Source organism: Paenibacillus sp. PAMC21692 (assembly GCF_014303795.1).
In the GTDB taxonomy this organism is placed as follows: Bacteria; Bacillota; Bacilli; order Paenibacillales; family Paenibacillaceae; genus Pristimantibacillus; species Pristimantibacillus agaridevorans.
In genome coordinates this window covers 6,062,989-6,089,600 of the sequence record NZ_CP060293.1, presented here as the reverse complement: position 1 = coordinate 6,089,600, position 26,612 = coordinate 6,062,989, and the positions used below count along the sequence as shown (strand labels likewise).

Genomic DNA, 26,612 nt, shown 5'->3' with positions numbered 1-26,612 from the left:
CTATATAGCAAGGGGGCTCCGATGGTCCATAAAGGCGAAAGAACGAGGTCCGTACAAAGCGAACGGTTGCAGCAACTGTTTTTGGAAGCATTTGAATCGGGAGCAGGGGACCCGGTCAGACGAAAAATATTAGGGCATGCGGTTGAAGTTTTTTCCCGCAAAGGGTTTGCAGGTACTAAAATTAAGGACATTGCCGCAAGCGCAGGCTTTAGTCAAGGTTATGTATACAGCTACTATAAATCCAAAGAAGAGCTGTTCGCCAAAATCGTAGAGCTGGCATTGGACGGCGCTGGGCAATCCGTCTACCAAGCTTGCCAGCTTCCAGGCACGCCTCTGGAGCGCCTCACTTGGCTGACGGAGGCGTATTTGGCGCCGACAAGCGCCGCATCGGGACATTGGCGGCTTAATCTGCTGCTGGCGACTTCGCCGGACGCCATTCCGGAACCGGTAAAAGCGATGGTTGCGGAACGAAGGGGCGAACCGTTTAAACATCTTGTACCGCTCATTATGGAAGGCCAAAGACTCGGGGAACTGATGCAGGATGATCCATTGATGCTTGCAATCGCCTATTATTCGATTGTGCAGGGGATCGCGCTCTCCCGCATACAGACGGAGGAGGGGCACGGCTTGCCTTTCCCGGATGCCGAAATAGCGCTTCGTTTCTTGGCTGCACGCAGAGACTAAATGCGGTATGCGAACAACAGGAGGATGAGAAATCATGGTTCAAATATTCAAGAACGAAAAGATGCGCCAAGAAGTGCTGTCCTCCTATGATGAATTGTTGCGCATGTGGGGGACGGAAATAGAAACTCGAAACGTAGAGACCCGATTCGGAACAACTCATTGCCTTATCGCGGGTCGGGCAGATAACCCGCCGTTGCTGCTGTTTCATGGAGTGGGGGATAATTCGGCGCTTATGTGGGCTCTAAATATGAAGGAGCTTTCGCGGCGATTTTTTTGTATAGCGGTTGACACTTTGGGCGGCCCCGGCAAAAGCGTACCGAATGATCGGTTCGTCAAGGGAGCTTTCAGCCAAGAGGAGTGGTTGGACGATGTGGCAGATCATTTCGGCCTTCGAACGACTTTTGTGGCAGGTGTCTCCAATGGAGCGTATCTGGCGTATCAGTATACCGTTGCCCGGCCGGAACGGGTGCGAAAAGCCGTATGTCTGGAGGGCGGGATGGTAGTGAGCCCCATCCAATCCATGCTCCGGACGATGATGTTGATGTTTCCGGAAATGCTGATGCCAACCGACCGGAATTTGCGCAACATCATACCCAAGCTGTGTTCGCCTGATTCGCGAGTTTTCGACGAGCATCCGCTGTTGGCTTCCCATCTTGTCTTGTTGATGAGAAGCCATAACCAGAAGGCGATGTTCCCCCATCAACCTCGGAAATATATAAGCGAGCAAGGCATGGCTTTGAAAGACAGGTTTTATTTTCTCGTTGGCGATCATCACGCGGTTGTTGGCAAATCGTTTATAGAATTGCTAGAGAGGGATGGATATCGATACAGGATTATCCCGAGCGCGGGGCACGCCATCAATCACGAGCAGCCGCAGTCGATACATAAAGAAATGTTTTGTTTTTTGCTTGGCGACAACCTCGAGAAGCGAGAGCCATACGATTTGCCGATAGCAGAAGGGAGAAGGGAGTACTTATGAGAAAATTAACAATCGAAGCCGTATCCAGTCCTGTCACTCTCTCCAAAATCATTCTTGGCAGCACAATGTTCGGAACAAAAATCGACGAGAAAACATCCTTTGAACTTATGGATCTTTATGCCGAGCTTGGCGGCGACAGCATCGACACGGCCAGCGTATATGGAGATTGGCAGGACACCGGCGATCCCGTAAGCGAAAGGACCATTGGCAAGTGGCTGAAACAATCCGGTAACAAAACTAAAATGAAAGTGATAACCAAAGGCGCGCACTACAAATTACAATCTCCCCAGGAAAGCAGAGTTTCCGCGGCTTGCATCCAGGACGACATTCAAAAAAGCCTCAAGAGCCTTATGGTGGACGCCATCGACGTTTACTTCCTGCATAGAGATAACGAGGATGTTCCCGTTAGCGAAATCATGCCTGTCCTGCACAAATATGTCGCTGAGGGCTACATCAAGAGTATTGGGGCATCAAACTGGACGGTAAAAAGAATGCTGGAAGCAAATGCATTTGCTAAAGCCAATCATTTGACCCCGTTTACCGTTTCCCAGTTGAAATGGAGTCTCGCGGTAACAAGCGCTGGCCAACCTGCAAATGAAGTGCTTCCAGAAATGACGGATGCTGAGTATGAAGCCTATATGGCTGCGGGAATTCCGGTGCTGGCATGGTCCTCTCAGGCTTCCGGCATCGTTCCAAAAGTCGTTGCCAACGGCTGGAACGGGATTAGCGAGCAGCTTAAAGAGAAATATTACAATGACATAAACGTGGCCAGAATCGAAAGCGTCCAGACATTAATGAAGAAAAAAGGTATTAATGCGACTCAAGCATCGCTTGGTTATATTACCTGTAATCGATTGCCCGCCTCGGCGATCATAGGACCCTCCAGAACGGATCAACTTAGGGATTCTATGTCCGCCGCCGATGCTGAACTCGATGCGGAAGATGTTCAAGCTCTTATAAGGCTGCGCTGAGATCAGGAGTCGCCAGCTTGGCGGAAGCTTGGAGCTTGAGAGTAATGGTGATCTTAAACAGATCTCCATCGGTCTCTAACGCAAGGCGGCCCTCGTGAAGGTCGATGATCGATTTTGCGATCGCGAGTCCGAGGCCCGCCCCTTCGGTATGTCGAGACGTATCTCCGCGTTTAAAGCGCTCGAACAGCTCCTCGGCGTTGTCGCTGATTTCATACTTCGATACGTTTTTGAACGTAATCGCAACCGCTTGAGGTTCCGATAATTGGATGGAAATATAGGCGCGCGTGTGACCCAGCGAATACTTTAACATGTTTCCAATCAGGTTGTCGAAAGCGCGCCAGAGCTTTTGGCCATCAGCGAGTACGTAGATCGGTCCCTCCGGCAATGAAACCCGGAATTGAACATCGGATCCGTCCATATCCTCTTTATATTCTGCCAGCGCCTGTTGCATGAGCTGAACGAGATCCGATTTCTCGAGGATCAGCTTTGCATTGCCGCTTGCCATTTTCGATACTTCGAACAAATCGTCGATCATCGTCTTTAATCGCTTCGACTTCTGGTTGATGATGTCGACGTAGGCAGCTCGTTCCTCCATGGTTGCATCCTCTGTCTTTAACAGACCGGCATAGGTAATTATGGAAGTCAGGGGAGTCCGCAGATCATGACTGACGTTCGTAATGAGCTCCGTCTTCAGTCTTTCGCTTTTCGCTTGTTCATTTTGAAGCAGCGTGACTCCACGTCTTAAAGCATTGATATTACAAGCCAAAGAAGCAAGCACGTCGCTTCCCGATTGGGGAAGCTCATCCGGCATTCGACCGGCTGCAAGTTCATCCGCTGCCTTGGCAACCTTATTCAAATATCCGAGCCTGCGTGTCGTAAGGAGAAATACGACAATCCCCGCTATCGCCAATATTGGCGTAACAATTACGAATGAAGAATCGTTGTATTGAAAAAAAGATAACGTCATCCATCCTCCCATAAAACCTAGACCAATCCAAATACATGAGTGAAGCAGCAACCGGATTCCCGTGTTTTTATAAATAAAGGAATCTCGCACTTGATTCAAAACGCTTAAGAAACCGGCTTTCATGCGCAAGCCGCCCCGATGCAGCAAAGAACGTTTCCATTCCTCTCCGAATTTGCTCCAGCTATGTAGATCCTGCACAAGGAATTGTCCTTGAATAAGGGTTAAAGCCATGCTGATCGCAGCAATTGCAAGTGTAACAATCAGCTTCTCGCCATAGAACAAAGGCTCCACGGTAATGGAGGAATAATGTCTTGCCAGGTCCGCCAATAAACCGAGTGTAAGAGCTGCCATGCCGATTGAAAACAAAAGTTTGGCATCCAACGGCAGTTTGCGATAATAAGTGGTCCATTGACTTCTCTCCGCCTGAATAGCCATGACGCGTTTGAAGCGAATGAAACATGCGACAAGCAGTACGGCAGCTGCCGTGCCGCCGGCTAGCAGTAAAATTTGCTCCCACTGATATTTTCTGGCCTGTTCCTGCAGAGGACTGTCCTTCGGCACGGCGATCCAGCCTTTGTAAGGGAGGATGGAAGCGTCTAGCAGTTCGCGTGCTCCGAACATGTAGTGAGGCGAATTAACGATGTCTATCGAATAGTTCGTTGCATAGACATGGCTGTCGCCAAATAATTCGTTTTGCGCCGCAAATTGGTCTTCCGCATTGCTCAAGCTCGAATGGACCATACCTGTGGAAGGGTTGCGGAAGAAATAATTGAACAGATCCTGATTATAAAGATATTCGGAGCGGTACATCTCTCGTTCATTGTAGTAGTCGTCTATTTGTCGTTCCTTCTCCTTGCGGATAAGCGATATGGCATAATCGTTATCCTCGAATACCTTTTTCTGCTCTTCCAGCTTATTATCTCTTTGTGCTTTGTAATAATCGGCCGCGCTGTTGTTGTCGGTGGCGACCGCTTCCAGAATGAGAGAATCATATTCGTTGTGGATATTTTGAATCTGATATTCAAGAGGCTCCAACTGTTGGCGGTAATCGAGAATGTCATCCTCGTTCACTGTAATGGCAGCTTTTAATTCCTGCGTTGAGAGGGAATTGAGCTCGAACAGGTTTAAGTAGGTCGCAAATTGTTCAAGCTGCTGCCGGAATTCCGGCGTCCGGTAATAATCGCGATACAGGTAACGGCTGCCTTGTTCCATTATCGTTAGAGGACCGCTCAGACCAATGACCAACAAAAGTGCATAGAGTAAAAAGAGCGTCCTATTTTTCCATTTTGTATCCAATGCCCCACACCACTTTCAAATATCTTGGATTTTTTGGATCAATCTCAATCTTTTCGCGGATTTTGCGTATGTGGACGGCAACCGTATTTTCGGCATTGTAGCCGGGCTCCTTCCAGACGCGCTCGTATAATTCCTGGATCGAGAAGACTCGTCCCGCGTTCGTCATGAGCAACTCCACAATCTTATACTCGATAGGCGTTAGCCTGACCGGTTCGCCGCTCACGGTTACTTCCTTTCCTTCCCGATTCAAAGCGAGACCTCGCAGATCGATCGTTTTCTTTGCGCCTTCGTAGGAGCCGAAAGTGACATACCTTCTCAGCTGGGATTTCACTCGGGCAACAAGCTCCATTGGATTAAAGGGCTTGGTCAAATAGTCGTCCGCCCCCACATGGAGTCCGAGTATTTTGTCGCTGTCCTCGCTTTTGGCGCTTAAGATGAGGATAGGAAGGTTGCGATGCTCACGGATTTTAAAGGTTGCGGTAATTCCGTCAAGCTTGGGCATCATGATATCGAGTATGATGAGATGCACTTGATTGGACTCTAAAGTCTCAAGCGCCTCCATGCCGTCCTTTGCCTTCAGGACGGATATGCCTTCATATTTCAAATAGATTTCAATGGCGTCGCGTATTTCCTTATCGTCGTCGACAACCAGCACCACGCGCTGCTCCATCCCATTTTCTCCCCCTTGCATGTTTCCTGTTCTTCCTCTCATTATAATTGGAAATTCTTAATATCCCATTCCCGAATTTATGAAGAACTTCTTAATATATTTTTCCCGCTTAGAACAATAATGGTGAGTCGCAGGTAGAAACTTTATAGTCGATAAAGAAAATAGAGTTGATTTATATTGAAATCAGACACAATCTTCTTTTTGGGTGTCATTCTAATGTGAGATCGGGAGGGGAATCATGAAAAGCAACAGACTTCCATTTATGCTGGTTGCATGTGTTGCGTTGCTGCTAGCAAGCTTCATCGTTTTTGAAAGCGCAGACAAGGTATTGGCTAACTCCACGGTAAACATCACGTTAAAAAACAACACAAAAGCTTTCGAAGGCACGACGCTTGGCATGGGAGGAACGGTTATGCCCTTTGGCTATCATTCTTCCTGGAAGGTTAAAGATTTCAACGATGACGACTTGGCGGTTTTGATGACGCAATTTAAAAAAACAGGCTCCACGGTTGCTAGGTTATGGTTAGACGGAGCTTGGTGGGAGCCGACAAATGACAACGCGGATCCCGATGTCATGCTGGATTCCGGCTTTACTTGGAACAGCATCGAGATGAACTCGCTGTATAAATATCTTCAAGCCTTTAAAGATATGAACGTGGATGTGTTTGTGGACGTTATGGTTGACGATCCCAGAGTCATGTATCCATGGCTCACTGCCGAATACGCGTCGAACACCGGGCCCAATACGGGCATGATCCCCGAATATGCGGAGCATATCGCCGCCATGGTCAAACATCTCGTTGTGACCAAAGGGTTTACGAACGTCAAATACGTTTCCTTCTCAGGGGAGCCGAACAACTTCTTTCTGACTCCCCCAGGCGTCAGCAAGCTAACGAGCTATAAAGATTCCATGACCGCGGTGCGGAGCAGGCTGCAAAGCGAAAATCTGCTGCAATATGTCAAGCTGATTGGTCCCGAGATCGGTTATAGCGACCATGATACAGCCTCCTGGCTGGACGATCTGTCAACGAATATCTCCGCTAGTCTCGACGCTTATACCATCCACTCCGGACAGACAAAAGCGGAGGCGACGGATGGCTCCTATGTCAGCTTGATCAAAAGCTTTATCGATATTATCAAAACCAATGACCCCAACGGGGCTGATAAACCGATTATGATTACCGATTATACCCCAACCGGCACCATACGCAGAGCGGAGGATGGACTGAATTCCGTTGCGTTGATCGCCAATGGATTAAGGGCGGGTGTCAGCGAATTCGGCCGATGGTCGTTTGCGGATGATATTTGGACATGGCCTGCCGGCTCCAACCAAACGTCTACCAGCTTTGGAGATTACGGCTTCGGCATTATAGGCAGCAAGCAGGAGAACTTTACGCCAAGACCCAATTACAAGGCGACGGCACTGGCGTACAAGCTCATTCCCAAAGGTTCGACTGCGTATCAGGCGACTACATCAAATGAAGCGGTTATCCCCGCCATCATTAAAACAGCGGAGGGCAAACACACCATTATCGTGGTGAACTGGTCGAATAACGACGCGGATGTAAGCTTTACGCTGGAGAACGCCATTCATACGACGTTTAAGAAATATAAGTTCGAGTCGGCCTCTATTGATTTAGTCGATAAGTTTGGCGAAATCCCGGCAAGCTTCGGGACCAAGTCAATAAGCGGAACCGCATTTACGGATACGATTCCGGCAAATACGATTTATTATTATTCGGACATTCCGGATCAAACGGCTCCTGCGCAGGTCGCAGGTTTAAATGTAACAGCGCCGGACTTTCACAAGGCGAACTTATCGTGGACAGCGGGGGCGGAGGCGGACTTATCCTACTATAGAGTCTATCGGAGCGAAACGAGCGCGTTTACGCCTGCCCAGGCAAACAAGGTAGGAGAGATTTGGATAAAGCCAGGCGGAGTTCCATCCTTCCATGATCGCGCAGTGGAACAAGGCAAAACGTATTATTATAAAGTTTCGGCTGTCGATAGTTCGGAAAATGAAGGAGCTGCTTCTGCATATGCCTCTGTCCAAGTCGGGGCCGAAGCGTATTCGGATACGCTAAGCGTCATCGACTCGACGGATTATGACTATTACGAGATTGACTCCGACTTTGCGAATGGGTACAAGGTCAGAGTATACAAGAAAGCGGGAGTTATTGGATTTCTGCAGGATAAACAAGGCTTCAGCAGGCAAAACTTAGGCTTGGATTTTTATTCGACGCCGATGGTGCTCAAATATAACGGTAGTGCCTTTACCGATAAGGTGCAAAATGGCGGAGCGGAAAGCGGTTCGACCGCGCCGGATAATTGGTATACATGGAATAACGCAAACGGTTCGTTTACATGGGATGCCAGCGTCAAACATAGCGGAAACCGCTCCCTCAAAATAACGAACGCCAATCAATCCGCAAATTCAACCTGGTATCAGCAGACTACCGACTTTATTCCGGGCAAACATTACGAGGTTTCGTACTGGATCAAAACAGATCAAGTGGATGGGCCTAACGGCGCCGGTCGGGGTGCTTATCTCAACATTCAGTTTTTGGACGCCAACGGTGTTTCTCTCGGAGCAAGGGGAGGCGCGGACGCCTATTCCAATGTAGGCACGCAGGATTGGACGTATTTTGTATCCGATGTAACGGTTCCTATCGGAACGGCCACGGTTCAAATTGGCGCTAACTTCTATGAAAATAGCGGCACTGTATGGTTTGACGACATTCGATTCGAGGAGCAGCCGGATGTGTCCATCGTGGGGCAGCACGGGATGTTCTATGAGGCGGATTCCGTAACCTACTCGGATATTAGCTCCACGCACAAGCGGATCGTGACGGTCGTAGGCGATGAAACCTTGTATTATGATTTCTATACAGACAGAATCGAAATAAAGGTTCAAGGCCCGAACGCCGGAGGTTATTTAATAGAGGACGGAGGGATCGTTCCGCGCAACGTCACTTCGGCGTATTGGTCGGACGGCAGTGAGGATGTGATGAGCGATACGTTCCCAGGCGCCTTCGTAACGAAAAATACAACCAGCTTAGGCTTATACCAGCCTCCGTCTTCGCAAATGATCAGGTATGAGTTTGGTTCCGCCAAATCGGTAACGCTCAAAAACGGGGGCAGGTTCAGAGGTTATTATCCAAGGTTCCAGATCAACAGCAATGAAGTATTTACGATGAAATTCCCTAGAAAGACGGATAATCCAAATGGCGGCGCCGAGAGCGGCACGACTTCGCCAGACCATTGGACGACATGGAATCAATCATCGAGCGGAACGTTTGCATGGGATTCCGGCACGCGTCATTGGGGAAACAAATCGTTAAAGATTACAAACGCAACAACGGATCATTCCGCATGGATCGCTCAGATGAACGCTCCAGGGAACTTGGCAAAGACGCTGCAATTGTCGGCGTGGATCAAGACGTTGTCCGTTGCCGGAACGCAGGGCGCCTTTATATCGGTAGAGGCCAAGGATTCGGCGCATAATGTGCTTGCAACCTATCGCATACCATTCGTAACGGGCACGAATGACTGGAACAAATATCAACTCAGCTTTAACCCGCCCGAAGGAACGGCGTATCTCTTTATTGTCGGCAATTTGTATTCGGCTTCCGGCACCGCATGGTTTGACGATTTTGAATTGTCTGTGGCGGATACGGGCATTTCCAATGCGGGGATGGAAATCGGTACCGGAGGTCCAACGGGTTGGTCCAGCTGGACTTCGTCCGGCACGCCTTTTGCATGGGACAATTCGACCTATTATAAAGGGAAGAAGTCTCTAAAAATCACGAATAACGCTAACCAATACTCGGCATGGCTTACGTCCAGAAGCAATCTGCAGGTCAGCAAGGAATACGAGTTTGGGGGTTGGATCAAAACTTCAAACGTCTCCTCGGGTGCAATGGGAGCGCAGCTGCAAGCGATTGCCATGGATTCCAACGGCAAATGGCTGCAAGCCGATGTTAGCGCGACTGTGCTGCATGGAACAAACGATTGGACCTATGTAAGGGGCAAGATCACTTTGCCTCCGCTAACGGCCAGCGTTCAATTGCAAGCGCAGCTATGGGGGGTTAACGGCACGGCATGGTTTGATGATCTATTTATTAGACTAGTCGACAAATCCTAATATTCGTTATAATCAAAGGCAGAGATATCCGATCTTTGCCTTTGTTTTAATGACTTTGTATTCATGACATGCGATGTAGGGGGAGTGGTCTTATCCAGTGGTTTCAGCGCGCTAAACAACTTACTATTTTCCCGAAAATCGTCCTTACTTTTATCATCGTTGTCTGTCCTCTATATGTGATGAGCCTGATGATCAATCAATCAGCGGCACGGAATATGCGCAGCGAGATTATGAGCTCTATGGAATCCAATATTGACTTCTATCTCCGCTCGTTTGAATCCGAAATGAATCGAATCGAAACGCTTAAACGCGAATATTTGTTTGACGATGATTTTCAGAAAATAAGCAACATGTCCCACCTAATGCCGGTTCATGAACGAACCACGGCTTTTCTTCGCATTGAAAAAAAACTGGAGCTGCTGAAAAATTCTAATCTGTATGTCAAAGAAGCTAGCGTTAATATTCCGCTTATCGGCAAAATTTTATATTCGAATCGATACGACGAGCATGTCATGCCGCCAGAGACGGTTCGGGCGCTGTCGCATAACAATGAGTCTCCCTTTATTTATTGGGACGAGCGCCTTTATATTAGCGGTGCTTATCCGGAAAGCAACTACGGAGATCGTCTTCCCGTGTTTCTTATCGCGGTAGAGCTGTCGAAAGAACAAATCAAGGATTCTCTGAGCAGTATAACGGGAGTCGCGGGGGGCGGAGCCCTTTTGCTCGGGCACGACAACTCATGGATGCTGAACGGGGAATCGCAGCCGGAATTGATGAAAGCGATTTCCACGGAAACGCCATCCTTTGTATTTGACAATCATGGTCGCGGACAAGGCCGTGTAAAGGTCGGCGGCACTTCCTATGTGCTTACGTATGGAAAATCATCGGAGCTTGATGTGTCGCTGCTGCTTTATTATCCCGAGAGTCAGCTTCTGCAGCCTCTGACCCAATATACCGTCTGGATGTGGCTGTTATCTCTATTTTCGATTACGGTCATTATCGGATTTTCGTATTGGATCTTTCGTAATATCCATCGGCCTCTTCGTCATTTAGTTCGAGCGTTGCGCAGAGTCGAGAAGGGGGATCTTGGCGTTCAAGTGCGCCACCCCAACAGGGATGAATTTAATTATGTCTACCAGCAATTCAATGCGATGGTTGATCGGCTCAGTATTCTCATTCATGAAGTGTATGAAGGTCAAATCCGAAACCAACGCGCCGAATTAAAGCAGCTGCAGTCTCAAATCAATCCCCATTTTCTATATAACAGCTTTTATGCCTTATATCGTTTGGCCAAGGCGGAGGATATGGACAAGGTCGCAAAAATTACGCAGCACTTAAGCAAGTACTATCATTTTCTTACTCGGACCGGAATGGATGAAGTGCCTCTGGAAGTAGAAATGATGCATGCCAAATCCTATGTCGAAATTCAAATGGTTCGCTTTGGGGATTTGGTCAAAGTAAGTTGGAGCGAAATCCCCGGTATGTGCCGGGATATCCTCGTTCCCCGAATGACTCTTCAGCCGCTTATCGAAAACGCGTTTCAATACGGATTGGAGGAGCTGAGGAGCGACGCTCAACTGAAAATCGATTTTACCCGGCATGCCGATTGGTTATCCATTACGATCGAAGACAATGGCGACAGATTATCGGATCAGAAGCTTCAGGAACTGAACGGCTTAATGATGGCGAAGCAGGTGACGGAGACAACGGGAGTGATCAATGTGCATAGCCGGCTGCGGCTCAAGTTCGGCTCAACGGCGGGTCTTCGCCTATCGAGAAGCGGTATGGGCGGCATGAAGGTTGAGCTTATTATTCCGTTGCAGAAAGAAGGTTGAGAGATGTATCGACTGCTAATCGTAGATAACGAACGCCATGTGGTGGATGGATTATTTGAGCTTTTTACAAATGAAACCCGTTTGAATGTAGAGGTATACAGGGCTTATCACCCCGAAGAGGCGTTGAATTGGCTGGGACGTACCAAAATGGATATTGTGCTGTCCGATATACGAATGCCGGAAATGGACGGCTTGCAGTTGCAGAAGCTGATCGTCAAGCAATGGCCGTTATGCAAAGTTATATTCTTGACCGGCTATAGCGATTTTGACTATATCCAGGACGCGATGAGGCATGGCGCCTGTCAATATTTGCTTAAGACGGAAGGCGACGAGGTATTGCTGGAGGTAGTTGAACAAACGATCGCCGCTATCGAGAAGGAACTGCAGATGGACAGTTTGGTAAACAAAGCGAAGCAACAATTAAAGCAGGCTTTGCCCATGCTGCAGCGGGATTATTTATTGGATATCCTCGAAGGGAACATGGCGGTGTCATCGGCGCTGCCGGAGCAATTTAACAATCTGGAGATGCCGCTAGACAGTCAAAATCGTGTTCTTGCGATGATCGGACGAGTGGATGAATGGAATCATCACTACAGCAGCTTCGACCGGGCCCCTTTGTTGTTCGCGATTCAAAATATTGTGGAGGAATGTCTGTCTCCTTCTTGTTGCGTTGTTACTTTGGTGTATGAGAGAGCCAAGTTTATTTGGTTAATCCAGCCTTCTGCCGCGCTGCAAAATACGGCGAAGCCCGTATCGGAGGAGGAATGGAAACTTACCGTGCGATTTATACATGGAACGTTGGAGTTTGTGCAGCGAACCTGCAAAAGCTTGTTGAAATTATCCATTTCCATAACTATCGCGGGTAAAGCGGTAGAGTGGTCTCAAGCCGGCCATAAGCTCGAGCAATTAAAGCTTCTCTCCAGCCATGGACTGGGGATGGGTACAGAATTGTTATTATTTGAGCCCGAGCAGGAAAACCATGGGGAGCTCCATAGTGATCAATGGAAGTACCAAAGCAGGATGGGGGCCAAACGAATAGAGCTGCTTGCCGAATATTTGGAAAATGGGCAGAGGTATCAGTTTTTCATCGAATATCCCAAAATGATGAATGCCGCGCAACTCCACTCGAAGGCTCCGGAATCATTTAAACAGGAAATCAAATATTCCTTTTCGTTAATGTTTATTCGTTACTTGAATAAATGGAATCTGTGGAATGAGCTGGGGCAGAAGGTTGACCTCAATCGTTTGACGCATATGGGCCATCATGAAGCCTGGAACGAAACATCCGATTATTATGTAGAGCTTGCGGAACAGATTTTTAATCAGAAGCGGGCGGGGCATGAACAGCAGGAAAAAGATGTTGTAAAGCAAATCCAGCGATATGTTCAGGCTAATATTGCGGGAGATCTATCCTTGACCAGAATCGGCGAAGTGGTGGGACACAGCTCCGCGTATGTTTCGCGATTATACAAAAATAATACCGGCATGAATATATCCGAATATATTCACGAGCTTAAAATCAATAAAGCAAAAGAGATGCTGGTGGAGTCGTCATTTAAGATTCAGGACATCTCGAAGTTGCTTGGATTTGATAATGACCGGTATTTTTACCGTTATTTCAAGAAAGCGACGACAATGACGCCCCAAGAATACAGAGACCGGGAGTCGGCGTCACCACGACAATGAAAGTGAGTGGAAAGTAGAATCTTTAGAGTCGATGGAAGACTCTATTTTTTTTTATGATAAGTACAGGAAGGAAACTTCTGAAATTAAACAATTGGGGGAGAACACATGAAGGCTCGTAAAATCACTGTAGTCGTTATGATGGCCGTACTAACGTTTTCGATGTTGTTGTCTGCTTGCAGCACCAACAACGCGACCAATCCAGGCGCAAGTCAAAGTCCTGAAACTTCTGCTGCGACAGAACCAACTCCGGCAGATGATTCCGGGAAACCGGCGGATCCGCTTGGCAAGTATGAAACGCCTATCGAGCTTACGGCGGTTCGCAATTACAATCAAGGCACCAAGTTTATAGCCGGAGACAACGAAAACGACAATACATGGACAAGAGCCTACGAGGAAGAGCTTGGCATCAAGCTCAAGTATGACTGGGTTACGACAGGCACTTCGGATCAGTATAATCAGAAGCTGAATCTATCCATCTCTTCCGGCGATTTGCCGGATACGTTTTCTGTAGACGCCAAAACGTTGAAACAGCTAGTGGAAGCGGATCAGCTTGAAGACTTGACTGACGCGTTCAACCAATACGCTTCTCCTCTTCTAAAAGAAGCGATCGCCGAATATGGCGACAGCGGCCTTGGTGCTTCTACGGTAAACGGCAAGCTTATGGCGCTGCCTGTAACGGGAAGCGGGGATTACTCGGGCAGCGAGGTGTTATGGGTTCGCAAGGATTGGCTGGACAAACTTGGCCTGCCCGAACCGAAAACATGGGATGATGTGCTGGCTACAGCCCAAGCCTTCACCGAACAAGATCCTGACGGCAATCAAAAGAAAGACACGTACGGAATTCCGATAAGCAAGGATATTAACGGATATCCCGATCTGCAAGGCTTCTTTAACGCTTATCAAGGCAATCCTTCCAATGTAGCCTGGAAGCAGTACATGTGGATCAAAGATCCGGCTGGCGACGGCTTGGCTTACGGCAGTATTCAGCCGGAAGTTAAAACGGCTTTGACTAAGCTGCAGGAGCTGTACAAAGCCGGTATCGTCGATCCGGAATTCGGCGTTAAGGATACGGCGAAAGCGCTGGAAGGCATTACGGGCGGCAAAGCGGGTTTATACTTCGGCTACGGCTGGGCGATGAACTGGCCGCTCGGAGAAGCCGTGCAGAAGGATCCGACCGCGAATTGGGTAGCCTATCCGATTCCAACGGCAAACGGAGAGCCGCTGAAGCTGTCGTATTACTTCCCGCTTAGCCAATGGTTTGTCGTCAAGAAAGGTTACGCCAATCCGGAAGCGGTTATTAAGATGGCTAATCTGTACTTGGAGAAGCTGGCTCCTCAGAAGGTGACGGTCGAAAGCAATTACAAATACGGCAAATCGCAGGACGGCATTGAAATCATTAATACCGCCTTGATCACCTCCGCATTTGTTACGGCAAACATGAACACAGCCGCCGAGGTTCGATCGGCTGTGCTGGCAAAGGATCCGTCCCAATTAAAAGCGGAGCAGAAAGTGACCTACGATGAAATCTTGAACTACATGGAGACGCAGGATCCGAAGTATTGGGTTCAGTACTCCTTTATGAAAACGATGGAAGTGGTTGATGGCTATATTGCCGGCGATAATTATCGCGATTCCCTGTATGGAGGTCCTCCGACCCAAACGATGGTAGAGAAGCAGGCTATTTTAGATAAGTTGGAGCTGGAGACGTTTACCAAAATTATTATGGGGGCCGTATCTCCCGACGAGTTCGACAAATTTGTTTCACAGTGGAAACAGCTTGGCGGCGACCAGATTACAGCTGAAGTTAACGAGTGGTACGCCTCTGCGAAATAACCCGTGCAGGTGAAATGAAGGAATAGGGCAGTTGTTCATTCTGCTCTATTCCCTCTCGACAATAGAAGAGTTTCGACAGGAGAGATGTCATGTTTTCCGGAAAGCTTTACAGGGAACTGCCATTATATCTCATGCTCATTCCAGGCTTGATTATCATTTTAATTTATAGCTATCTGCCCATGATCGGGATCGGGATCGCCTTTCAACGCTTTATTCCCGCCAAAGGTTTTTTTGATTCCGAATGGATTGGCATGAGCAACTTTGCGTATATCGTTCAATTGCCGGACACGTTCCCGGTATTATGGAATACCGTCATTATCGCCGTTCTGAAAATGATAGCAGGGTTAATCGTCCCGCTTGTCGTCTCGTTGCTATTGAACGAGGTGAGCAAAAGCGCGTTTAAGCGAGGCGTGCAAACGCTCATCTATTTGCCCCACTTTCTCTCGTGGGTCATTCTGGGAGGCATTCTCGTTGATCTGTTATCCCCATCGGAGGGATTGGTAAATCAGGTCGTTAAGGCGTTAGGCGGAGAAGCGGTTTTTTTCCTTGCCGACAATCGCTGGTTTCGTTTCATCATCATCCTATCCGATGTTTGGAAGGAATTCGGATTTAGTACGATCGTTTATTTCGCCGCGTTGACAAGCATTAATCCAACCTTGTACGAAGCGGCGGCGATTGATGGCGCCTCACGCTGGAGGCAGACGTGGAATGTGACGCTTCCAGGCATTTCGCCGATCATTATTTTATTGGCGACGTTAAGTCTGGGCAATGTTCTGAATGCTGGTTTTGATCAAATCTTTAATTTATACAGTCCCATTGTGTATGAAACCGGAGATGTGCTGGATACGATGATTTATCGGATGGGATTGGTAGATGCCCAATACGGTTTAGCTACGGCTATGGGTTTGTTCAAGTCGGTAGTTTCCTTCATTTTGATTACAATCTCCTATTGGCTCGCCTATCGGTTCGCCAATTACCGGATCTTTTGACGAGAGGGGGATAGATGATGAAGGATCAGCGCACGTTAGGTCGCACGCTATTTGTTATATCGAATTATATCTTCTTGGCATTGCTGTCGTTGTTATGCGTTCTTCCCTTGGTTCATGTATTGGCAGTTTCATTTAGCTCCAGCGCTGCCGCGACCGCCGGACAGGTCAATCTTTGGCCTGTGGATTTTACCTTTAAGTCGTATCAGTTCGTCGCTCAAAATCCTGCATTTCTGGAGGCTTTTGTTGTTACGCTGAAGCGGGTTGGATTAGGGGCTTCCTTACAACTGCTAATGGTTCTGTTGACAGCCTATCCGTTATCCAAGGAAACCAAATCGTTTCGGGGAAGGACATGGATGGTCTGGATATTTGTATTCACCATGCTGTTCAACGGCGGGCTCATTCCGACTTATATGATCATCAACTATACGAATTTGCTGGACACGATCTGGTCTCTTGTTATTCCAGGAGCTGTGCCCGTCTTTAGCGTCATTCTTATGATTAATTTTTTCCGGGGGCTGCCCAAAGAGCTGGAGGAAGCCTCATTTATAGACGGGGCGAGTCATTGGACGGCATTATGGCGCATTTATGCTCCGTTGTCGCTGCCGGGACTCGCGACGATAACGCTGCTTTCGGTTGTCGGACATTGGAATTCCTGGTTTGACGGCTTGATCTATATGAACAGCCGAGATCAATATCCGCTTTCCAGTTATTTGCAAACCATTATTATTCAGCGGGATTTAAGCAGCGTGACGCTGCAAGAGATGCAGGAGCTCAGCGAGGTGTCAGACAGAACGATGAAAGCGGCGCAAATTTTTCTGGGCGCTCTCCCTATCTTGATTTTGTACCCGTTTCTGCAGAAATATTTTGTGAAGGGCATTGTGCTTGGAAGCGTTAAGGAATAAGGAAACCCGATAGGGGCGAAACGGGAGAAGGATATGACCATGGGAAAAAACGGGGTTTTCCAATTGGAATACCCACATTCGTATAGTGTGCGCCAAAGGGATGATAAAGGGTATGCGGATATTCCAGTCAAGCTGCAGGTTTCACAAGGGGAGACGCGGCAGTTGTCGATTCAATGCCGCTTGCGCCCTTTAGGGCATCAAGAGGCGGATGACGAATGCACCATTTTTTTACAAATTGATGGAAATAGTTGCGAGGGCGTCTTTCAAGGGGTATTGGCGGGGGATTACAGTTTGGAAGTAATTGCATATAACGCAAGCGGAGAAGTTGTATGTCAGAATCTGATAAATGGGATCGGCGTCGGAGATGTGTATCTTCTCGCGGGTCAATCCAATATGGAAGGCGTAGGCAAGCTCATAGAGACGGAACGCCCCTCGCAATGGGTAAGATGCTTCTATTTGGATGATCAATGGGGAATTGCGAAGGATCCATTGTGCTGGTTTAACGAAGCGTCGGATCCCGTTCATTGGAGAGTTCCGGAGAATCGGAAGGAAGAGGCGGCGAGGAACGAGAGATTGTTTAGAGAGTTTGGCGCGGGTCTTGGAATAAGCTTCGGCAAGGCGATGAAGAAGTATTCCAATGTTCCTATAGGGCTGCTGTTGTGCGCTCATGGGGGGACGGATATGGAGCAGTGGGCCCAGGCCGGGTTGTCTGATGGCGGTCGGTCGTTATACGGCTCCATGCTTAGAAGGATAAATGCGGTTGGAGGAAAGGTCAAAGCTTGTTTATGGTACCAAGGCGAATCTGACGCCGCGGATTGGGATAAAGCGGCGGTGTATCAACAACGATTTATTTCATTGATAGAAGCGTTAAGGCGTGATTCGGGCCAACCGGAGTTGCCCATCCTTTATGCTCAATTAAACACTTGGTTGGGGGAAGCGGATGTTTTCCCGGCATGGAACGGCATTCAGCTGGATCAACTCCATCTTGAAGGAGACCTATCACATGTCGCGCTCGTAACGACGATCGATCTATCCTTGTCCGACGCCATTCATCTGAGCACGCCTGCGTTAAAGAAGCTTGGCAAACGTTTTGCGCTGCTGGCCAGAAGGTTATGCTTCCAGGATGCCGCTTATGAAAAAGGCCCTCGAGTGCGGCGCTGCTTTTTTGCGGATAGGGAAAGAAAGGAGCTTCGAATCGAGTTTGAGCATGTCAACGGAGGTTTGTGGCCGAGCAAACATATACGCGGGTTTCGAGTCGAGCATGAAGGAGCGGCTCTTCCTGTAATGGATTGCCGTTTGGACCAAGCAAGCGCCAATATCGTTATCGTAAAGCTGAAGGAGAGCGCGCCTGCCGGAGTGGAGTTATGGTACGGCAAAGGTTTTAATCCTGTATGCAATCTTAGAGACGGAGCGGATTTAGCTGTTCCCGTATTCCGCTATTCCTTTTAAATATGAATCGCGCGCAAGAAGGAGATGGTTATGTTGAAAAAATTAAAGCTGGGTGTCGTGGGAGTAGGAAATATATTTAAATACGCTCACCTGCCGGCGTGGTCCGCCCATCCGGAGGTTGAAATCGTTGCTTTCTGCGACGTAAACGAGAGCGCTGCGGCGGCGATGGCTAATGAGCACGGAGCCGGCGTATACACCGACTATCGTGAAATGCTGGCCGATAAAGAGATCGATATGGTGGATATAACGACTCCAAATCTGTTTCATTCCGAAGTTTCCATCGCCGCGCTACATGCAGGCAAACATGTTTATTGCGAGAAGCCGGACGCCATCAATCCGGAGGAAGCGCAGAGAATGGCGGATGAAGCCAAGAAGAGCGGAAACATTCTGATGGTTACCCGCAATAACCGGTTCCGCGCGGAATCGAGGTTTCTGAAAAGCTATATCGAAAAAGGCCATATGGGTGACATCTATACGGGCCGTTGCGGCTGGCAAAGACGCTGGGGCATTCCCGGCAGCGGCTGGTTTACGAATAAAACGTTATCCGGCGGCGGTCCTTTAATTGATTTGGGCATTCATTTTATCGATTTAAGCGTTTGGCTGATGGGCAGTCCAAAACCCGTTTCCGTTGTTGGAGCGGCTTACAGCAAGTTTGGCGACAAGCATCTTCAGCTGTCGCAACCGATGCAGTCGTCTCGCAATCAAGCCGCATATAGAAACGACGTTGAGGATTTGGCTACGGGGTTTATTCGCTTTGATAACGGCGCTACGTTGCAAATCGAGTTTAGTTGGGCCTCCCATGTAGAGGAAGAGATGGCTTATCTGGAGCTGCGCGGCACGCAAGCCGGGGCGAAGCTTACCGATCGCGAATGCAAGCTGTTTACCGACATTGAGGGAATTCCTTGTGACATTACGCCTAGATTCCCTGCCGGCATTCATCCTCACGCGGAAAATATCAACCACTTTGTAGATTGCGTGCAGAGGCGAACCGAACCGATTATATTGCCCCAATTCGGAGTGGATATGGTCAAGATTTTAAGCGCGATTTATAAGTCTGCGGAAACGGGTTCGGAAGTTAAACTATAAACGGGAAGCGGGAGGCAAAAGCCAATGATCAGAGTAACGGTATGGAACGAATATTATCATGAAAAGGTGGATCCCCGCGTTAGCCGCATCTATCCGGAAGGGATGCACCATGCCATCGCAAATGGGATAACGAGCGAAAGCATCGTTGCCAGAACGGCGACCCAGGATCAGGAAGAGCATGGATTAACCCATGACGTATTGAGTCAAACGGATGTGTTGATCTGGTGGGGCCATATGCTGCAGGAGACCGTGGAGGACTCCATTGTCGATCGCGTGCATAAGAGAGTGCTCGAGGGGATGGGGCTGATCGTCCTGCATTCCGGCCATGTCTCCAAGCTGTTCCGCAAGCTGATGGGAACGGGATGCGGCCTGTCATGGCGTATCGCGGACGAGAAGGAGCGGCTTTGGGTGGTCGATCCGGCGCATCCAATCACGGAAGGATTAGGAAAATATATTGAGCTGGAGCAGGAGGAAATGTATGGCGAACACTTCGATATTCCGGCGCCCGACGAATTAATATTTGTTAGCTGGTTCGAGGGAGGAGAAGTGTTCCGCAGCGGCTGCGCCTATCGCAGAAACAAAGGGAAAATATTTTATTTCAGGCCGGGTCACGAAACCTACCCAACCTATCATAACAAGGACGTCTTGAAGGTGATTTCCAACGCGGTCAAGTGGGCAGCCCCGACGGCAGGAGCAGACACCGAGTACGGAGAACGGCTGATAGCATTGGAATCTATCATAGGCAGGGGGGGCTAGCTGGATGCTGCCTATTAGCGGGTCATTGTATTATGTGGATGCATCGTTTGATCGGGAACGAATTGTTCGTGAATTGGACGCGCAGCAGGCTGCGGGATTTGATCTGATTTGGATAAACGGACCGGTACTATCATTAGAATGGCTGGAGAAAGAGGGCTCTTACGATCCCGTTGCCTGCATCATGGAGGAAGCGGCTTCCCGCAATATGAGAGTCATTCTTGAGGTGATGGCCAGAGAGGATTGGCATTTCCATTGGGATCTTGAATCCGATTTGAATATAAGCTTCCATATCATCGAGCATATAAACCGCAAGTATGGCGGACATCGTTCCTTTTACGGGTATTACTTGGGGAACGAAATTTATGTGGTACAGGGCAAGGAACTGGATTACTGTCTTGGTCTGTGGAAGCAGGCGAGTCTATGGTGCCGGGAGCTTACCCCTGGTTGTAAAGTTGTGCTGTCCCCCTTTTTTGTAACCGATAGAGAAGAGGTGCTTGGCTATCCTTACGCGGAAGCGGACGAATACGAAACGTTCTGGAACGGGATATTCGGCGAGGTTGATATCGACGCGCTGTTGCTTCAGGATTCCGGGGCGGAGCATTCCGCGTTCTTAAGCCTCGCGGAGCGGGAACCGTATTTTGCCGCCGTAGGGCGAGCATGCGCCGCGCATGGGGTAGAGTTATGGGGGAATGTGGAGCTGGCGGAAATCGACGTCGCGGACTTTGACGAGATGAAGCGGTTTCGAGGAGAGGAGGGCGTTAACGGCCCCGGATTTCAGGATGCAAGATGGATTCAGGTGCCTATTGCCAAGCTGCAAGCGAAGATGGAGCTGGCCAGCAGCTACGCGAATGTGCTTGTGAGCTGGGGGTATCAGCAGTTTGTAAGTCCTTGTTCAGGGAAAGCGGGAGCGAAGTCGTATGAGGAAGCTTTCCGCAAGCTGAATAAGAAGGCTTCGGGTAGCTTACCAGGCTTATAGAGAGGGTGTAATCCGAATGACACTTGCGTTAACGGATTTTGGAGAAGCGCAATGGATCGGCTTTGATCATTCCATGTTATCCAATCAGGAGGCGGCGTCCTATGTTTGCTTTCGCCATGAATTTCAATGGGAGCCGATGAATGAAGCGTTGCTGCATATTACAGCGGATTACCGTTACACGGTTTGGCTGAATGGACATTTTATCGGTCAGGGCCCTGTTCGCGGCTGGACGCAGGAATGGTTCTATGACACGTATGAGGTGGAAGCGTGGCTGCAGCCGGGGATCAATGCGATTGCCGTTCTGGTTCACGTTCTGAACACGTCCACCTTCCAATATATAGCTGGAAAGCCGGGATTGCTGGCGCGACTATCCGGACGTTCTTTGTCCGGTAGGCCGCTGGAAGTTGCAAGCGGCCAAGATTGGAAGTGGCGGCGTCATTTCTCCTTTGGCAGTCCTACGCCTCGTATTTCTTCGCAGCAAGCCTACGCGGAGCATTATGACGCGGGGCCGGAACTTCCTGGATGGAAGGTAGCGGGTTTTGCTGTCAATGAGGAATGGAGAGAGGCGCTGCCCCTTGGAATGGCGGGCTGTGAGCCTTGGATAAAGCTGCGTCCAAGAGATATCCCGCTGTTAACGGAGGACGAGGTGTATCCTGCGGGCATCAAGTCCTTCGGGACGGTTACGCTCCCTAAGCCCGCATGGAGTATGGATCTAAGGCAATGGCTGCTGCCCGGAGTCGTAAATGCCAGTCCGAATGCGGTATGCGGCATGGTTGCCACAACGGTTAAGCTGGACCGTCCTATTTATGCGAGATTTTGTTTCCAGGACCGAACCTCGGGGATGAATGTGAAGCTTTATGTGGATGGCCAGCCCGTTACTTCGAGAGATGTATCCGGCAGTCATTGGAGCGGTTTATATGACTATGAGGTTCATATGGATGAGGGAGAACATCTGCTTTCTTTTTTAATAGAAGGGACGGCTCACGACTATCATTTTCAAGTATCCTTTCAAGAGGTTGAGAGCGGCCGTTCCATTGCGCTGGAGCCGCGACTTCCCGGCATATCGGAGGGAAGGTTTGTTTTTTTTGGAGCGAGCCTTTTGGAGGACTCGGCGAAACCTCGATCACTTGCCGCAGTGGGCTCATGGCAGCTGCTAATTGCTTTTAAAGGGATGCGGATTATTCCTCACGGGCAGGAACATGTGTCCAATGTGTTCCACCAGATGACGGATGCCGTAGTTCTCTCAAGGAGCTTGGGGACGGATCAAGTTCAAGGGCTGTACAGCAGCTGCGGCGGAAACGCGGATTATACGCTTCTGCGCGATCCCGGTGACGGGAAAGCGGTCAGGATCATCTATGAATTCGAACAGATGACGGCGGGTTGGATCGAGTTCGAGATATGTGCGGAGGAAGGCGCGATTGTCGACGGTTACGGATTCGAAGCGTATCAGAACGGGGATATCGTGCATATGCACTCCATGCACAATACGCTGCGGTATGTAGCGCGCAAAGGCTGGCAGCGTTATCGTTCCTTTATCCAGAGGGGATTTAGGTATTGGGTGATTCAGGCTTCCAACTTAAGCGGAGATTTAAAGATCCGCTTTGCGCGCTGTATCCAGCGAACCTATCCCTCTCCCAGAATCGGCGGTTTCCGGTGCGGGGATGAAAGGCTTAATCGAATTTTCGAGATGAGCCGGCGAACAGCGCAATTATGCAGTGATGACGCTTTTGTTGATTGTCCCACCTATGAGCAGGCGTTCTGGGTAGGTGACGCCTACGTGATGTCCGGGGTTCAGGCAACATTAGCTGGGGCCGATCCGCTGGTGCGCAGAAGCTTAAGACTTGCGGCAGCTTCGATGAATCGATCCCCTGTTGTGGAATCACAAGTACCAAGCGGATGGGAAAATGTACTCTCGACCTGGAGCTTCCTCTGGTCGATTGCTTGCGAGGAGTATTACGGCTACTGGGGCGACGCCGCATTCGCGGAGGAAATGTATCCGTCTCTTCTAAAACAAATCAGATATTTCCGTGACGAATGCGTCGATGAAGGGACGGGCTTGATCCGTTCGCCCTTCTGGAATTTACTCGATTGGGCGGCTATGGACTGTCCGGACGGGGCGATTGTCACCCATGTGAACGCCTGGTTTGCGGAGAGCTGTCGCAGGATAGCGCAATTAGCGGATCTTTTTGGCCATAAGCAGGACGCTATGGAGCTTCGATCGCTGCGGGCAACCATTATTGCAGCAATAAATGTTCATTTATGGAGCGGGGAGCGGCAAGCTTATGCGGATTGTATCCATAAGGATGGAAGTCCGAGCTCGGTGTTTAGCGAGCAGACGAATTTGCTTTGTTATCTTCATGATGTCGCTCTGCCGGAGCGGCAGTCGGCGCTTTTGTCTTACTTAACAGAGCCTCCTGTCGACTTTGTTCGTTGCGCAACCCCGTTTATGCGGTATTTTAAATTGCAGGCACTCGAAAAAGCGGGCATGCTGAAACCCCTCGTTCAGGAAATTCAGGATACTTGGGGACATATGCTGGAGCAGGGAAGCACAACCTGCTGGGAGGATATGCCCGGTCGATGGTCCTCCGCTTATCCGACAAGGAGCTATTGTCACGGCTGGAGTGTAGCGCCCGCTCATTTCCTGCCGCGGATTATTCTCGGCATAACGCCAATCGAGGCCGGATTCAAAAAAGTGAGAATTGCGCCTCAGCCAATCGGGCTGCATTGGGCGGAGGGGAAGCTAAATACACCCGAAGGTTTAGTGGAAGTGCGCTGGATAAAAGGAGAACGCGAGTTTAAAGTGGATGTTCGTCTTCCACGGGGCGTTCTCGGCGAAGTCATCCTTCCGCCGGCACCATTGACGGCTGATGGAATCATCGTATCAGGATCCGGGACGCCCCCTTATTTAACGGCTGGCAAATGGACAATTTCCGTTCAGGATGAGGCATCCATTACGATTGTTTCCGAGGCTGTCGAATCATGATTGGTTCAAGATTATAAGAACATGCGAGGAACGCTAGCTCGCATGTTCTTTTTTCATTGTATAGGCCGTCGATTCATTGTGTGTAAAACTGGAAATGAGGCTGCAATCAAGCATCGCCAACCTGTTAACGGAAATGGGGGCCCTTATATGGAGCGTTTGGCGTGATATTAAAATCTAAACGGAACTGTGCGACGTTATTCGTGAGAAATCCAGGCAAACTGCGGACTTTTGCCCATCATAAGGGCTGTCAGTTCCATTAGATTTGCGAAGTGCTGCTTTTTGCTGAAATAACGCCTTTCAGTTCCGTTACAGTTGCTCCCGTTCATTTCTTACCGGACACTTGCCCGCAATTTCACCTTCAGGGTGATTTTGTGTTTTGATTGCCTAGCCCGTTTGAAAAACCTAAAAAAATGTAAATTTAATTCGAAAGAAACGTCAACACGCGTGACGAAGATGTTGATATAGTAAGTTGGAGACAGGAAAGAAAAGAAACGGAGGGAAAACTCGTTGGTACTAAACCGGTTAGGGATTCTGACGGATGAAGTGTCGGATCGATTCGAGGAGGCGCTGGACTGGATTGCCGAGCAGGGCTTGAAGCATGTGGAGGTCCGGGTGGTTAACGGGCAAAATGCCGCAGACCTGAACGACGATCAGCTGCGCGAAATTCGCAGGCAGGTTGAGGGACGAGGGCTGTTCATTTCCGCTATCGCCTCGCCTTTATTTAAATGCAAGCTGGATCCTTCCAGAGAGGCTGCGGCGGGAGACACCTTCGGTCAAATAGAAGAAAGCGTGGATGCGCATTTCGCCAAGCTGGACCGCGTCATTGCGATTGCAAAGCTGCTGAACACGAATCGGATTCGCATTTTTTCTTTTTGGCGTGAAGCCGACCCGTCCTTGTATACGGACGAAATCGTCCGTCATCTGCAGCGGGCGGCCAAGACAGCCGAAGAGCAAGGAGTTACGCTACTATTGGAAAATGAGCCTTCCTGCAACGGGGGTTACGCGGAGGAGGTCGCGCTTCTCGTTCGCGAAATCGCATCTCCTGCGCTTAGAGGTTTGTGGGATCCGGGCAACGAAGCGTATGCCGGCCGCGAGGCGTATCCTGCAGGTTATGCGGCCATGAAGGAATATCTCGCCCACGTCCATCTAAAAGATGCGTATATCCGCGAAGACGGAACTGGACGCTGTGTTCCGCTCGGCTCCGGCAACGTAGCCGTTATAGAGCAGCTGAAAGCGCTTCAGGCTGATGGTTATGATGGCCTTTTTACGATAGAGACGCATTTTATTCCTGCAGGCGGAAGCAAGATGACGGGCACCCGCATGACGCTGGATGCGCTGCGCACCCTGCTTAAGGAGGCAGGGACGGAATGAAGACGTGGAATTTCGGGATCATCGGCTGCGGCTCGGTCGCCGACTTTCATATGGAGGCGATCCGCCAAATTGAAGGCGCAAGCTTGACGGTTGTTTCCAGCCGCAACGAGGATATAGCAAAGGCGACTGCAGAGCGTGAGGGCTGCGCTTGGACGACCGACTACCGGCAATTAATCCGCCGCGAGGACGTAGATATTGTTTGCGTGACAACGTCAAGCGGAAGCCACGCCCGCATCGGCCTGGATGTTCTTAACGCCGGCAAGCATGTCGTGATCGAAAAACCGATTGCGATGAGCGCGAATGATGCGGCCGAACTGGTCCGAACGGCCAAGGAGCGCGGCGTTACCCTATCCGTCATATCCCAGAGGCGTTTTGAAGTCCAGCATCAGGCAGTCAAGCGGGTGCTGGAGGAGGGCGCTCTCGGCAAGCTGTTGCTGGTCGAGATGTCGCTTCCCTTTTATCGCACGCAGGCGTATTACGACAGCGCGGATTGGCGGGGCACGATCTCGGAGGACGGCGGCGCCTTGATGAATCAAGGCATTCATAGCCTGGATCTTCTGCTTTGGTTCGCCGGAGGAGTTCGCTCCGTCTTCGGACAAGTCGCGACGCAGACGCATAAGATGGAAGCGGAAGATTTGGGACTGGCGATTTTGCAGTTCGACAATGGAGCCTTCGGGACGATTATGGCTTCAACCAGCATTCAGCCCGGCTTTGCCGCAGCTATTAACCTGTACGGCGAGCTGGGCACGATTAAGCTGGAGGGCAATTCTATCGTTCATTGGACGGTCCCGGACAGGAACAAGCCGACCTGGATTCACTCGGACGCTTACGGCGGAGTAACGGATCCAAGAAGCATCCCATCCGACTTTCATCAAAGCCAGCTGATTGATATCATCTCCTCGATCGAAACGGGCGGAAGTCCGCTCGTCACCGGCGAGGATGGATTGCGGGCGGTACAACTGGTTGAGGCCATATACGAAAGCGCGGCAAAAGGCGTGCAACTGCTTATGCCGAAAAGCTGACCTACGAATCGAA

18 protein-coding genes are annotated in these 26,612 nt (G+C 49.6%); 16 read left to right on the top strand and 2 right to left on the bottom strand.

The genetic code is table 11. The features are described from left to right. Positions 1–21 precede the first annotated feature (21 nt). The 3 genes from H7F31_RS24935 to H7F31_RS24925 are packed head-to-tail and all read left to right on the top strand — an operon-like array spanning position 22 to position 2,634. A complete protein-coding gene (locus H7F31_RS24935; RefSeq protein ID WP_187100985.1) occupies positions 22–684 on the top strand; it encodes a TetR/AcrR family transcriptional regulator in 663 nt (220 codons plus the stop codon). A gap of 34 nt (positions 685–718) precedes the next feature. Then, complete coding sequence (locus H7F31_RS24930) at positions 719–1,663, top strand: alpha/beta fold hydrolase (protein ID WP_187100984.1); 945 nt, start codon at positions 719–721, stop codon at positions 1,661–1,663. After that, entirely contained in the window at positions 1,660–2,634 is a 975-nt protein-coding gene (locus tag H7F31_RS24925) for an aldo/keto reductase (protein WP_187100983.1), read from the top strand. The genes H7F31_RS24930 and H7F31_RS24925 overlap by 4 nt, the downstream gene beginning before the upstream one ends. On the opposite strand, the gene H7F31_RS24920 is transcribed toward H7F31_RS24925, so the two are convergent. Further along, positions 2,618–4,813, bottom strand: a complete 2,196-nt coding sequence (locus tag H7F31_RS24920) for a sensor histidine kinase (RefSeq protein WP_187100982.1) — start codon at positions 4,811–4,813, stop codon at positions 2,618–2,620. The two genes, H7F31_RS24925 and H7F31_RS24920, sit on opposite strands and share 17 nt — an antisense overlap. A gap of 61 nt (positions 4,814–4,874) precedes the next feature. After that, positions 4,875–5,567, bottom strand: a complete 693-nt coding sequence (locus tag H7F31_RS24915) for a response regulator transcription factor (protein WP_187100981.1) — start codon at positions 5,565–5,567, stop codon at positions 4,875–4,877. A 238-nt stretch (positions 5,568–5,805) separates the two neighbouring features. Between H7F31_RS24915 and H7F31_RS24910 the strand changes: the two genes are divergently transcribed. The 13 genes from H7F31_RS24910 to H7F31_RS24850 all read left to right on the top strand — a co-directional run bounded on the left by H7F31_RS24910 (position 5,806) and on the right by H7F31_RS24850 (position 26,599). Then, a complete protein-coding gene (locus tag H7F31_RS24910) occupies positions 5,806–9,711 on the top strand; it encodes a carbohydrate binding domain-containing protein (RefSeq protein ID WP_187100980.1) in 3,906 nt (1,301 codons plus the stop codon). Positions 9,712–9,899: 188 nt separating this feature from the next. Further along, entirely contained in the window at positions 9,900–11,546 is a 1,647-nt protein-coding gene (locus H7F31_RS24905) for a sensor histidine kinase (protein ID WP_187100979.1), read from the top strand. Positions 11,547–11,549: 3 nt separating this feature from the next. After that, positions 11,550–13,232 (top strand): response regulator transcription factor, encoded by a 1,683-nt coding sequence (locus tag H7F31_RS24900; RefSeq protein WP_187100978.1) that lies wholly within the window; start codon positions 11,550–11,552, stop codon positions 13,230–13,232. 105 nt (positions 13,233–13,337) lie between these two features. Next, positions 13,338–15,065, top strand: a complete 1,728-nt coding sequence (locus H7F31_RS24895) for an extracellular solute-binding protein (protein WP_187100977.1) — start codon at positions 13,338–13,340, stop codon at positions 15,063–15,065. Positions 15,066–15,154: 89 nt separating this feature from the next. Continuing rightward, the gene (locus H7F31_RS24890) at positions 15,155–16,054 is read left to right on the top strand and encodes an ABC transporter permease (protein WP_187100976.1); all 900 of its coding nucleotides are present in this window, start codon (positions 15,155–15,157) and stop codon (positions 16,052–16,054) included. Positions 16,055–16,071: 17 nt separating this feature from the next. Then, positions 16,072–16,956: a carbohydrate ABC transporter permease gene (locus H7F31_RS24885; protein WP_187100975.1), complete on the top strand. Its 885-nt coding sequence runs from the start codon at positions 16,072–16,074 to the stop codon at positions 16,954–16,956. A gap of 291 nt (positions 16,957–17,247) precedes the next feature. Next, positions 17,248–18,405 carry a sialate O-acetylesterase gene (locus tag H7F31_RS24880; RefSeq protein WP_187100974.1) on the top strand — a complete coding sequence of 386 codons (1,158 nt, stop codon included), beginning with the start codon at positions 17,248–17,250 and terminating at the stop codon, positions 18,403–18,405. A gap of 30 nt (positions 18,406–18,435) precedes the next feature. Beyond that, positions 18,436–19,491: a Gfo/Idh/MocA family protein gene (locus tag H7F31_RS24875; RefSeq protein ID WP_187100973.1), complete on the top strand. Its 1,056-nt coding sequence runs from the start codon at positions 18,436–18,438 to the stop codon at positions 19,489–19,491. Between the two features lie 24 nt (positions 19,492–19,515). Next, positions 19,516–20,247, top strand: a complete 732-nt coding sequence (locus H7F31_RS24870; protein ID WP_187100972.1) for a ThuA domain-containing protein — start codon at positions 19,516–19,518, stop codon at positions 20,245–20,247. Between the two features lie 4 nt (positions 20,248–20,251). After that, positions 20,252–21,223: a DUF4434 domain-containing protein gene (locus tag H7F31_RS24865; RefSeq protein ID WP_187100971.1), complete on the top strand. Its 972-nt coding sequence runs from the start codon at positions 20,252–20,254 to the stop codon at positions 21,221–21,223. Between the two features lie 16 nt (positions 21,224–21,239). Beyond that, positions 21,240–24,206, top strand: coding sequence for an alpha-L-rhamnosidase-related protein (locus H7F31_RS24860; protein ID WP_187100970.1), 2,967 nt, complete (start codon positions 21,240–21,242; stop codon positions 24,204–24,206). A 507-nt stretch (positions 24,207–24,713) separates the two neighbouring features. After that, complete coding sequence (locus H7F31_RS24855; RefSeq protein WP_187100969.1) at positions 24,714–25,577, top strand: sugar phosphate isomerase/epimerase family protein; 864 nt, start codon at positions 24,714–24,716, stop codon at positions 25,575–25,577. Next, positions 25,574–26,599 (top strand): Gfo/Idh/MocA family protein, encoded by a 1,026-nt coding sequence (locus tag H7F31_RS24850; RefSeq protein WP_187100968.1) that lies wholly within the window; start codon positions 25,574–25,576, stop codon positions 26,597–26,599. Before H7F31_RS24855 ends, H7F31_RS24850 begins: the two co-directional genes overlap by 4 nt. Positions 26,600–26,612 lie beyond the last annotated feature (13 nt).